Here is a 10,537-nt window from a genome sequence, read left to right as displayed (position 1 = left end):
GCGCGGCGCCCACCACGAGCGCCGCCGCGCCGACGACGGCCGCGACCACGCCGGTCACCAGCCCGAGCGCGAGCGAGTCCTCTCCGGCGATCTGCATCGGCTGCCGCTCGGGCGGGAGTCCATGAGGCACGCCGGGCGGGCCTGGTGGTCGCCGCTGAGGGTGCTCCTCGCGGTGACCGCGGTGACGTTCGCCCTCGGCATGGTGCAGAAGAGCGGCTGCTACGAGAAGACCTGGGAGGACTCCCAGGGTCGCTACGTGCAGATGTGCTACTCCGACCTGCCCTACCTCTACACCGGACGCGGCCTCGCCGAGCTCGCCTGGCCCTACTCCGACGATCCCGCGACGCGGTCGCGCTACGAGGTCATGGAGTACCCCGTCGGGATCGCCTACTGGGCCTGGGGCGCCGCCTGGGTGACCCACGTCATCACCGGCTCGCCGTCGACGGACGCCCGCAGCGAGACCGCCGTCGACCAGCTCTGGGGACTGCCCGAGGTACATCGGGAGATCCGCCCGTACGTCGCCGTCAACGCGCTCGGGTTCGCGATCCTGGCGCTCGCGGCCACCTGGCTGCTGGTGCTCAGCCGGCCCCGACGACCGTGGGACGCGCTCTGGTTCGCCGCCTCGCCGATGCTGCTGCTCACCGGGCTGATCAACTGGGACATGCTCGCCGTCACCTGTGTGGCGGGCGCGCTCTTCGCCTGGTCCCGCGGCCGGCCGGGCTGGGCCGGCGTGGCGATCGGGCTCGGCGCGGCGGTGAAGCTCTACCCGCTGTTCCTGCTCGGGGCGCTGCTGGTGATCTGCTGGCGGGCCAGACGCTGGTCGGTGTTCGCCGTCGCGGTCGTGTCGGCGGCCCTCACCTGGATCGTGGTCAACGCGCCGGCGATGCTCGGTGGCCTCGATCAGTGGAAGGTCTTCTGGAGCTTCAACTCCGAGCGGAAGGCCGACCTGGGGTCGCTGTGGCTCATGGTGCAGCAGATGACCGGCCACGACTTCTCGGCCCACGCGATCAACGTCGGTTCGTGGCTCTTCTTCGGCGCCTGGTGCCTGCTCACCCTCGCGGTCGGCCTCATGGCACGGCGGACCCCCACCTTCGCCGAGCTCGGCCTGGTCATCGTGACCGGCTTCCTCATCGTCAACAAGGTCTACTCGCCGCAGTACGTCCTCTGGCTGCTGCCGCTGGCGGTGCTGGCGCGTCCGCGACTGCGCGACCAGGTCTGGTGGCAGGGCTGCGAGCTGGTCTACTTCGCCTTCGTCTGGTGGTATCTCGGAGGCTTCCTCCAGGCCGGCGGCGGCTCCCAGGTGCCGTTCTACTGGATCGGGATCATGGTCCGCGTCGGAGGCGAGCTGTGGCTCGTGAGCCGCGTCGTGCGCGGCTGGTTCCCGGCGGTAGGGTCGGCGCGTGGCTCTGAGCGTGCGGAGGATCTCGTCCTCAGCCCATCGTGACTTCGTCCGCTCCCGGCGGTCGGTGAGCTTCCTCCAGACCCCGGCGTGGGGCCGGGTGAAGACCGAGTGGCGCGCGGAGTCCGTCGGCTGGTACGCCGGCGACGAGCTCGTCGGGGCCGGGCTGGTCCTCCATCGCCCGGTGCCCAGGCTCAAGCGGGCGACCCTGGCCTATCTCCCCGAGGGCCCGTCGATCGACTGGTCGGGCGATCTCGCCCTGGGGGATCTGACGCAGTGGCTCGACCCGCTGGCGGCGTACCTCAAGGGGAACGGCGCCTTCGCGATCCGGCTCGGGCCGCCCGTGCGGACCGCCACGTGGAGCGCGGCCGTGGTCAAGGAGGGCGTCGCCTCCGAGGCGGTGGAGCGGCTGGGCGACCTGCCGCCCACCCAGCGCTTCGCCGACGGCGCCCGGGTCGTGTCCCAGCTGCGGTCGGCGGGCTGGCTGCCGCAGTCGCCCGAGGACGGCTTCGGCGCCGGCCAGCCTCAGTACACCTACGAGATTCCGCTCGCGGGGCGCTCGGAGGCGGACGTGCTGGCCGGGATGAACCAGCTCTGGCGGCGCAACATCAAGCGCGCCGAGAAGGAGGGCGTCGAGGTCCGCGTCTCGGCCGATCCGCTGGGATCCGGCGACCTGGAGGCGTTCCACGAGCTCTACGTCCACACCGCCGAGCGCGACCACTTCACGCCCCGCGGGCTCGCGTACTTCGAGACGATGGTGCGTGAGCTGGCCGCGGAGGACCCCGACCGGATCCGGCTCTATCTCGCGACGCACCAGGGTGACCTCGTGGCGGCGACGATCCTCGTCCGGGTCGGCGCGCACGCGTGGTACTCCTACGGCGCCTCCTCGACGCTCAAGCGCGAGGTGCGCGGGTCGAACGCGCTGCAGTGGGCGATGATCCGCGACGCGATCGCGGCCGGGTGCGACGTGTACGACCTGCGCGGCATCACGCCGACGCTCTCCTCGGCCGACTCCCATGTCGGGCTGATCCAGTTCAAGGCCGGCACCGGCGGCCAGGCGGTGGAGTACGCCGGCGAGTGGGACCTGCCGCTGCGGCCGCTGCTCTACAGGGCGTTCACGATGTACATGGCGCGGCGGGGCTGACATGTCGTTGGTGTTGAGCGTCGACGGGGGGCGCTGGCGCGCCCACCTGCGCGGCGTCGCGGACGCGACCCCGGGACTGGTGCCGGTGGCGAAGGGCAACGGCTACGGGCTCGGGCTCGCCTCCCTCGCCCGGCGCTCGGCCTGGCTGGGCGCGGACACGATCGCGGTCGGGACCTACGCCGAGGTGACCGAGGTCGCCTCCCGGTTTGACGGCTCGGTCCTGGTGCTGACGCCGTGGCGGCCGTGGGTGGGCGCGCTCGCACCGGAGCTCGCGAAGCGGGTCGTCCACACGGTGTCCCGGCCGGAGGACGTCGACGCGCTGCTCGAGGCGCAGCCGGGCGCGCGGGTCGTGCTCGAGCGGATGACCTCGATGCGGCGGCACGGCATGTCCGCCGCCGAGCTGTGGTCGTCCGCCCCGGCCGCTGCGCGCGCGGGCGCGCGCGTCGAGGGGGTGACGATCCATCTGCCGATGGACGCGCCACCCGGGCGCAACGAGGCCGAGGCGCGGGCGCTGCTCGACGACGTGATCGGAGCCGGCGCGTCGACGGTGTGGGTCTCTCATCTGGATGCTCCGGCGCTGGAGCGGCTGCGGACGGCGTACCCGGATCTGGTGGTGCGGCCGCGGCTGGGCACCTCGCTGTGGCTCGGCGACCGCGGGGCGCTGAGGGTGACCTCGGTGGTGCAGGACGTACACCCGATCGAGCGCTCGGAGCGGTTCGGCTACCGCCGGGGACGAGGGGTGTCCGGACACCTGCTGGTCGTCTCGGGCGGGACCGCCAACGGGATCGGGCTGGTCGCGCCGTCCGGCGACGCCTCGCCGCGCGGGCGCGCCGCCGTCCTCGCCAAGGGCGCGATCGAGGCCGCTGGGACGCTCCGCTCGCCCTTCTCGCTCGACGGCCGGGCGCTGGAGTTCGCCGAGCCGCCCCACATGCAGGCCTCGATGCTGGCGCTGCCGCGCGGCTCGCGCGTTCCCGAGGTCGGCGAGACGGTGGACGTGGCGGTGCGGTTCACCACCACGACCTTCGACGAGATCAGGCTGTCCTAGGCCACGTCTGAGGACTCCAGCCGAGCGCCGGGCCGAGGTGGGTCGCCATGTCGGTGAGGATCTGGCGGTAGTCGTCGTGCGTGAAGGTGAACGGCAGCGCGAAGACGACCTCGTCGACTGCCTGGAAGCCGGCGTGGGCGTGGAGCTGGTCGGCGAGCTGCGCGCTGGTGCCGACGAGGTCGGGGGCGAAGAGGAGGCCCGGGCCCTGCGGGGAACGGGTGCGCTCCAGCCGTGAGGCGCGGTACGCCGTGTAGCGCTCGACCTGCTCGGGCGTGGCCGAGTCGGTGGGGATGACGACCAGGCCCTGCGAGGCGCGGGCCTGGTCGCCGCGTGGGTGCGCGGCGCGGAAGGCGTCGAGCTGGGCACGCTGGATCCGGGCGAACTCGGCGCCGTCGGGCCGGCCGGGGCGATAGGTGTCGTCGGCCCTCACGACGCTGGAGGAGAGGAAGTTGAGGCCGTGCTCGCCGGCCCAGGTGGCGCTGGACAGCGAGCCGCCGCCGTACCAGACGCGGTCGGCGAGGCCGGGGCTCTGCGGCTGGATGCGACGGTCGAAGGTCTCGATGCCCTGCGTGCCCTCGAAGTCGGAGACGGCGTCGCCGCGGAGGTAGGCCAGGAGTCGCTCGAGCCGGGGGAACCCGAGCTCCTCCGCGTCGGCGGTGTCGGGGTAGAGCGCCGCCTTGTAGCGGTCGTAGTTCATCGGCGGGCCGACCGAGAAGCCGGGGTTGATCCGGCCGCCGGTCTCCGGGCCCGCCGAGAGGAGGTCGACGGTGGCGAGGTCCTCGGCGAGCCGGAACGGGTTCTCTGCGCCGAGGGGCGTGACGGCCGTGCCGAGCTGGATCCTCGAGGTCCGCTGGGTGGCCGCGGCCATGACGGCGACGGGCGAGGAGACGCCGTACTGGAGATGGCGATGGCGGAGCCAGGCGGAGTCGAAGCCGAGCTCCTCGCCGAGCTCGATGACCTGGAGCAGCTCCTCGTGGCCCGCGCGCGGGTCGGCGGGGTCGAAGAGGCCGAGGGTGAGGAAGCCGAGGCTGGTCAGCGTCATGCCTCAAGTGAAGCACTTGGGATATACCCCCAGGGGGTATATGGTCGAAGACATGCACATGCACGCGCCCGGCTACGCCGAGCACAGGGAGGCCCACCTCAAGCGACTGCGGCGGATCGAGGGCCAGGTCCGGGGGCTGCAGCGGATGGTCGAGTCGGACACCTACTGCATCGACGTCCTGACCCAGATCTCCGCCGCGACGAAGGCGCTGCAGTCGGTGGCTCTCGGGCTGCTCGAGGAGCACCTCGGCCACTGCGTCGCCGAGGCGGTGCAGCACGGCGGCCCCGAGGCCGACGCCAAGGTCGCCGAGGCGAGTGCCGCCATCGCGCGGCTGGTGCGGTCATGACCTCCGGAGATGTCCGCGAGCTCGACCTCGCGGTCGGGGGGATGACCTGCGCCTCCTGCGTGGGTCGTGTCGAGGGCGCCCTCAACGGTCTCGACGGCGTCTCCGCCACCGTGAACCTGCCCTTGGAGAGGGCGCACGTCTCGGTGCCGGCGGACTTCGACGTCTCGCGGCTGGTCGCCGCGGTCGAGTCCGTCGGCTACTCGGCGACGCTCCCCGGCGCCGGACACGAGCACGGCGGGCACGAGCACGGCGCGGACGAGCCCGCGACGGCGTACGACGGCGAGGACCGCGCCCTGCGGCAGCGGCTGCTGATCTCGGCGGTCCTGTCGGTGCCGGTGGTGCTGCTCGCGATGGTGCCGGCGCTCCAGTTCGAGAACTGGCAGTGGGCGTCGCTGACGCTCGCCGCGCCGGTCGTGGTGTGGGGCGCCTGGCCCTTCCACCGGGCCGCCTGGCGCAACGCGCGGCATGGGGCGACCACGATGGACACGCTGGTCTCGGTGGGCGTGCTCGCGGCGTTCGGCTGGTCGCTCGTCGCGCTCTTCCTCGGCGACGCGGGGATGGCCGGGATGCGCCACGGCTTCTCGTGGCGGGTGGAGCGGACCGACGGCCTGGACGCGATCTACCTGGAGGCGGCGGCGGGCGTGACGACGCTGATCCTCGCGGGGAGGTACGCCGAGGCGCGGTCGAAGCGCCGCGCCGGCGATGCGCTCCGCGCGCTGCTGTCGCTCGGGGCCAAGGAGGTCGTGGTGCTGCACGGCGATCACGAGATGCCGATGCCGGTGTCGTCGCTGGAGGTCGGCACCGTGTTCGTCGTGCGCCCGGGAGAGAAGGTCGCCACCGACGGCGTCGTGGTGACCGGCTCGTCGGCCGTCGACCAGTCGATGCTCACCGGCGAGCCGGTCCCGGTCGAGGTCTCGGAGGGCTCGGCCGTGGTCGGCGGGACGATCAACAGCGGCGGCCGGATCGTGGTGCGCGCGACGGCCGTGGGCTCCGAGACCCAGCTGGCGCAGCTCGCCGCACTGGTCGAGCAGGCGCAGACCGGGAAGGCGGAGGTGCAGCGGCTCGCCGACCGGGTCGCGGCGGTCTTCGTGCCGGTCGTGATGCTGCTGGCGCTGGCGACGTTCGTCGGATGGGCCGTCCTCGGGGACTCGCTCTCGATCGCGCTCTCGGCCGCCGTCGCGGTGCTGATCGTGGCCTGCCCCTGTGCCCTGGGGCTGGCTACGCCGATCGGGCTGCTCGTCGGGACCGGCCGCGGCGCCCAGCTGGGCATCGTGATCAAGGGGCCGGAGGTGCTCGAGTCCACCCGCGTCGTCGACACCGTGGTGCTGGACAAGACCGGCACGGTGACGACCGGCGTGATGACGGTGGCGGGTGTGTCGCCTGCCCGGGGGGTGGACGCCGCCGACGTACTGCGGCTGGCCGGTGCCGTCGAGGCCGCGTCCGAGCACCCGATCGGCCGCGCCGTCGTGGCGGCCGCGCGCACCGGGCAGTCCGGCGGGATAACTGCTGGTCAACGGTCTTCGGAGGAGGCTCTGGCGGGCGGTTCACCAGCAGTTGTCACGCTGCCGTCGGTCACGGGGTTCGTGGCGACGCCCGGCGTGGGGGTGCGCGGGGTGGTCGACGGGGTGGAGGTCTCGGTCAACCGCTCGGCCGGGTCCGGCGACGAGACCGCGGTCGACGTCGTCTGGGACGGGCGGTGGCGCGGCACGATCGCGCTCGCGGACGAGGTCAAGCCGACCTCGGCCGAGGCGCTCACCCGGCTGCGGGCGCTTGGGCTGCGGCCGATCCTGCTCACCGGCGACGCGCGCGGGGTCGCGCTCGCGGTCGCCCGGACGGTGGGGATCGACGAGGCGGACGTGATCGCGGAGGTGATGCCGGCCGACAAGCTCGACGTCGTACGCCGTCTGCGGGACGAGGGCCGGGTCGTGGCGATGATCGGGGACGGGGTCAACGACGCGGCCGCGCTGGCTGCCGCCGACCTCGGCATCGCGATGGGCACCGGCACGGACGTCGCGATCGAGGCCTCGGACCTCACGATCGTCGGCGGCGACCTGCGCAAGGCCGCAGACGCGATCCGGCTCGCCCGGCGCACGCTCGGGATCATCAAGGGCAACCTGTTCTGGGCGTTCGCCTACAACGTGCTCGCGATCCCGCTGGCGATGGCCGGGTTGCTGCAGCCGATGATCGCGGGGGCGGCGATGGCCTTCTCGTCGGTGTTCGTGATCGGCAATTCGCTGCGCCTGCGCCGCTTCGCCTAAGGTGGGGCGTTCTCTCCCTCCCGGGAGAGGACGCCGCATCAACCTCCTGCCGCGGAGATCCCGTGGCCGATTGAGTCCGAAGGAGGAGGAACATGACGCGTGCCTATGAAGTGGTCGTCATCCTCGACCCGAGCCTCGACGAGCGCACTGTCGCCCCGTCGCTGGACAAGTACCTCAACGTGGTCCGCAGCGACGGTGGCACCGTCGACAACGTGGACATCTGGGGTCGCCGCAAGCTGGCCTACGAGGTGAAGAAGAACGCCGAGGGCATCTACGCCATCGTCAACCTCACCGCCGAGCCCGCCACCGTCAAGGAGCTCGACCGTCAGCTCACGCTGAACGAGTCGATCCTCCGCACCAAGGTCATTCGCCCCGGCAAGTGATCCCTCGTCTGTGTCGGTGGCCTCGTGTTTGATGGGCGCTGACACGGACACCTGATCGGAACGTAAGGACGAAGAGACATGGCTGGCGAGACCCAGATCACCGTGGTGGGCAACCTGGTGGACGACCCGGAGCTCCGCTTCACCCCCTCGGGTGCGGCGGTGGCGAACTTCCGGATCGCCTCCACTCCCCGCACGTTCAACCGGCAGACCAACGAGTGGGAGGACGGCGACACGCTGTTCCTGTCCTGCTCGATCTGGCGTCAGGCCGCGGAGAACGTCGCCGAGTCGCTCACGCGAGGCACTCGTGTCATCGTGCAGGGCCGGCTGAAGTCGCGCTCCTACGAGGACCGCGAGGGCCAGAAGCGCACGGTCTTCGAGATCGACGTCGAAGAGGTCGGTCCGTCGCTGCGCAGCGCCACCGCCAAGGTCACCCGGGCCCAGCGCTCGGGCGGGACCGGCGGGGGCTACGGCGGCGGCCAGTCCGCCCCGTCGGGCCAGTCGGCTCCGGCCAACGACCCGTGGGCCTCGCCGTCCTCCGGCGGCGGCCGGCCCGCTTCGTCCGCTCCGGCGGGCGACCCGTGGGGCGCTCCCGGCGTCGGCTCCGACGAGCCTCCGTTCTGATCAACCACCCCACCCATCCTGTAACCATTCCGGCTCCAACGCCGGGCTTCTAGAAAGGGAGCACCACAATGGCCAAGGCAGTGATTCGCAAGCCCAAGAAGAAGGTTTGCCAGTTCTGCAAGGAGAAGGCGACCGGCGTCGACTACAAGGACGCCACCCTGCTCCGCAAGTTCATCTCCGACCGCGGCAAGATCCGCGCCCGTCGGGTCACCGGCAACTGCGTCCAGCACCAGCGCGACGTCGCCATCGCGGTGAAGAACGCGCGTGAGGTCGCCCTGCTGCCCTACACCTCGACCGGTCGCTGAGAGGGGATCTGAGATGTCTACCAAGATCATCCTTCAGCAGGAGGTCACCGGCCTCGGCTCGGCCGGCGACGTCGTCGAGGTCAAGGACGGCTACGCCCGCAACTACCTGATCCCGCGCGGCGACGCCGTCCGCTGGACCAAGGGCGGCGAGAAGCAGGTCGAGGCCATCAAGTCGGCCCGTGCGGCCCGCGCCCTGCGCGACGCCGACCACGCCGACCAGGTCAAGGCCAAGCTCGAGGCCTCCCCGGTCGCCCTCAAGGTGAAGGCCGGCAAGGAGGGTCGCCTGTTCGGCTCCGTCACCGTCGCCGACGTGGCCGAGGCCCTCACCGGCACTGCCGGCGAGTCGATCGACAAGCGCACCATCGTGATCGGCAACCCGATCAAGGCGCTCGGTGCGCACCAGGTCTCCGTCAAGCTCCACGACGAGGTGTCGGCCACGGTCGCCCTCAACGTCGTCGCCGGCTGACCGGACTCCGGACGAGGCCCATCCCTTCGGGGGTGGGCCTCGTTCATCTCGCGCCTCTCACGCTGCGCCCGTTCCGGTCGCGTTTGCGGCTCTCTTCCCACCTCGGCCGGGACGTTCCGGCCTTTCGGGGACCACCGGAGGGGCCAGAAGGTCCCGACAGCGAGGTGAGAGCGGGACGTCAGCCCGATGACGGCGGCAGGTGGGCGCCGGGGGGTTCGGCCCCGATCTCAGAAGCGGTCGGCCAGGGCGGTGAGCCTCGCGACGTACGCCGGCCAGTCGTAGCCGTCCGGGACGTTGTCCCCGGTGCTGCGCCACCCGACGGCACCGTCGATCGACTCCCGCAGGATGTCGGCCTGCCCGCCGTGCTGACAGAGGTCGTTGAAGTTGTGCACCAGGATCTGGTGCAGGGTCACCTCACGGCCACCCCAGTGCGCGACGTGGCCGATCGCGTCGAGGTCGAGCAGCTCGACCGTCTCCTCGGCATGGGCGATCACCCGGCGGTAGAGGCCGATGATCCCGGCCAGGGTCTCGTCCTCCGTCGCGTACCAGTCCACCTGTGGATCGGCGTCGTAGGCGTCGTCCGAGACCAGCTCGTCCCGACCCGGGAACGGGCGGCCGAAGGTGGCGCCGAGGTAGATCGCCTCCACGTTGAGCACGTGCTTGACCATGCCGAGCAGATTGGTCCCCGTCGGGGTCCGAGGCAGGCGGGCCTCCCGCTCGGAGAGGTCGGCGACCTTGCCGATCAGCGCCTCGCGACGGTCGCGGTAGTAGCGCTGCCAGATCGCCTTCGGGTTCTCGCGCGTGTCGTCGCTCATGGGACCGACCCTAGGTCGCGGCGCCGACGATCATCCAGCGCGTGGTGCGGGCGCGGAGCGTCAGGGTCAGGCAGCGCACGCCCATGAAGACCAGCGTGAAGGCGACCCACACGCCGACCAGGCTCGGATGCCAGAGCAGCGCCACGGGCGTGTACGCGGCCAACGTGATCACACCGGCGGCCGCGAGGTAGCGCCCGTCGCCCGCACCGATCAGCACGCCGTCGAGGACGAAGACCACGCCGCAGACCGGCTGGGCGAGCGCCGCGACGAGCAGCACCGGCACGAGGGCGTCGCGGACCGCGGGGTCGCCGGTGAAGAGCCGTCCGATCACGGGGCTCGCCACCGCCAGGAGGAGCCCCGTGATGACACCGGAGACCAGGCCCCAGCGCACCATCCGGGTCGTGAGCGCCCGGGTGCCGGGAAGGTCGCCGGCGCCGAGACTGCGGCCGGTGAGCGCCTGCGCGGCGATCGCGATCGCGTCGAGCACGAAGGCGAGGAACGTCCACAGCGTCGAGGTGAGCTGGTGGGTCGCGAGGTGGGTCGCGGCGGAGCCCGCCGCCGTGTGGGGGATGCGGGTGACGGCGTACGTCGTCACGAGGAGGGCGACGCGGAGCGTCAGCGTCCGGACGACCAGCGCGACGGCGGCGCGGGCGGCGGTCAGGATGCCCGCGCGGTCCGGTCGCAGTCCCGCGCCGTGGCGCCGCGCCCCGCGG

The 10,537-nt window shown here is 72.1% G+C and carries 12 protein-coding genes; 9 read left to right on the top strand and 3 right to left on the bottom strand.

Annotation, left to right across the window (positions count from 1 at the left end):
• Positions 1 to 121: 121 nt before the first annotated feature.
• The 3 genes from QM572_RS07790 to QM572_RS07780 are packed head-to-tail and all read left to right on the top strand — an operon-like array spanning position 122 to position 3,588.
• Complete coding sequence (locus tag QM572_RS07790) at positions 122 to 1,444, top strand: glycosyltransferase family 87 protein (protein ID WP_415091749.1); 1,323 nt, start codon at positions 122 to 124, stop codon at positions 1,442 to 1,444.
• Entirely contained in the window at positions 1,401 to 2,543 is a 1,143-nt protein-coding gene (locus tag QM572_RS07785; RefSeq protein WP_415091747.1) for a lipid II:glycine glycyltransferase FemX, read from the top strand. Before QM572_RS07790 ends, QM572_RS07785 begins: the two co-directional genes overlap by 44 nt.
• A gap of 1 nt (position 2,544) precedes the next feature.
• Positions 2,545 to 3,588, top strand: coding sequence for an alanine racemase (locus tag QM572_RS07780; RefSeq protein WP_415091745.1), 1,044 nt, complete (start codon positions 2,545 to 2,547; stop codon positions 3,586 to 3,588).
• On the opposite strand, the gene QM572_RS07775 is transcribed toward QM572_RS07780, so the two are convergent.
• A complete protein-coding gene (locus QM572_RS07775) occupies positions 3,575 to 4,630 on the bottom strand; it encodes an LLM class flavin-dependent oxidoreductase (protein WP_415091743.1) in 1,056 nt (351 codons plus the stop codon). The two genes, QM572_RS07780 and QM572_RS07775, sit on opposite strands and share 14 nt — an antisense overlap.
• 52 nt (positions 4,631 to 4,682) lie before the next feature.
• Here QM572_RS07775 and QM572_RS07770 point away from each other — a divergent pair, with 52 nt between their 5' ends.
• From QM572_RS07770 to rplI, 6 genes are all read left to right on the top strand, one after another.
• Entirely contained in the window at positions 4,683 to 4,976 is a 294-nt protein-coding gene (locus QM572_RS07770; protein WP_415091741.1) for a metal-sensitive transcriptional regulator, read from the top strand.
• Complete coding sequence (locus QM572_RS07765) at positions 4,973 to 7,234, top strand: heavy metal translocating P-type ATPase (RefSeq protein ID WP_415091739.1); 2,262 nt, start codon at positions 4,973 to 4,975, stop codon at positions 7,232 to 7,234. The genes QM572_RS07770 and QM572_RS07765 overlap by 4 nt, the downstream gene beginning before the upstream one ends.
• 92 nt (positions 7,235 to 7,326) lie before the next feature.
• Entirely contained in the window at positions 7,327 to 7,617 is a 291-nt protein-coding gene (gene rpsF / locus QM572_RS07760) for a 30S ribosomal protein S6 (protein ID WP_415091737.1), read from the top strand.
• Positions 7,618 to 7,695: 78 nt separating this feature from the next.
• On the top strand, positions 7,696 to 8,238 hold the full coding sequence (locus tag QM572_RS07755; RefSeq protein ID WP_415091735.1) for a single-stranded DNA-binding protein: 543 nt from the start codon (positions 7,696 to 7,698) through the stop codon (positions 8,236 to 8,238).
• A 68-nt stretch (positions 8,239 to 8,306) separates the two neighbouring features.
• On the top strand, positions 8,307 to 8,543 hold the full coding sequence (rpsR, locus tag QM572_RS07750; RefSeq protein WP_008355445.1) for a 30S ribosomal protein S18: 237 nt from the start codon (positions 8,307 to 8,309) through the stop codon (positions 8,541 to 8,543).
• A 13-nt stretch (positions 8,544 to 8,556) separates the two neighbouring features.
• The gene (gene rplI / locus QM572_RS07745) at positions 8,557 to 9,009 is read left to right on the top strand and encodes a 50S ribosomal protein L9 (protein WP_415091732.1); all 453 of its coding nucleotides are present in this window, start codon (positions 8,557 to 8,559) and stop codon (positions 9,007 to 9,009) included.
• A gap of 227 nt (positions 9,010 to 9,236) precedes the next feature.
• Here rplI and QM572_RS07740 read toward each other — a convergent pair whose 3' ends face one another.
• Both QM572_RS07740 and QM572_RS07735 read right to left on the bottom strand, forming a co-directional pair.
• Entirely contained in the window at positions 9,237 to 9,824 is a 588-nt protein-coding gene (locus tag QM572_RS07740; RefSeq protein ID WP_415091730.1) for a DinB family protein, read from the bottom strand.
• A 10-nt stretch (positions 9,825 to 9,834) separates the two neighbouring features.
• A partial coding sequence (locus QM572_RS07735; RefSeq protein ID WP_415091728.1) for an MATE family efflux transporter occupies positions 9,835 to 10,537 on the bottom strand: 703 nt, incomplete at its 5' end.

The organism is Nocardioides sp. (assembly GCF_047607365.1).
Lineage (GTDB): Bacteria > Actinomycetota > Actinomycetes > Propionibacteriales > Nocardioidaceae > Nocardioides.
Note: the sequence above shows the minus strand (reverse complement) of the source record. Positions and strands in the feature narration are given on the sequence as shown.

Excerpts from the sequence above, each read along its gene's own strand:
- QM572_RS07780 (WP_415091745.1), top strand. The coding sequence starts at position 2,545 with ATGTCGTTGGTGTTGAGCGTCGACGGGGGGCGCTGGCGCGCCCACCTG.
- rpsR (WP_008355445.1), top strand. The coding sequence starts at position 8,307 with ATGGCCAAGGCAGTGATTCGCAAGCCCAAGAAGAAGGTTTGCCAGTTC.
- QM572_RS07775 (WP_415091743.1), bottom strand. The coding sequence starts at position 4,630 with ATGACGCTGACCAGCCTCGGCTTCCTCACCCTCGGCCTCTTCGACCCC.
- QM572_RS07770 (WP_415091741.1), top strand. The coding sequence starts at position 4,683 with ATGCACATGCACGCGCCCGGCTACGCCGAGCACAGGGAGGCCCACCTC.
- QM572_RS07755 (WP_415091735.1), top strand. The coding sequence starts at position 7,696 with ATGGCTGGCGAGACCCAGATCACCGTGGTGGGCAACCTGGTGGACGAC.
- QM572_RS07765 (WP_415091739.1), top strand. The coding sequence starts at position 4,973 with ATGACCTCCGGAGATGTCCGCGAGCTCGACCTCGCGGTCGGGGGGATG.
- rplI (WP_415091732.1), top strand. The coding sequence starts at position 8,557 with ATGTCTACCAAGATCATCCTTCAGCAGGAGGTCACCGGCCTCGGCTCG.
- rpsF (WP_415091737.1), top strand. The coding sequence starts at position 7,327 with ATGACGCGTGCCTATGAAGTGGTCGTCATCCTCGACCCGAGCCTCGAC.
- QM572_RS07790 (WP_415091749.1), top strand. The coding sequence starts at position 122 with ATGAGGCACGCCGGGCGGGCCTGGTGGTCGCCGCTGAGGGTGCTCCTC.
- QM572_RS07740 (WP_415091730.1), bottom strand. The coding sequence starts at position 9,824 with ATGAGCGACGACACGCGCGAGAACCCGAAGGCGATCTGGCAGCGCTAC.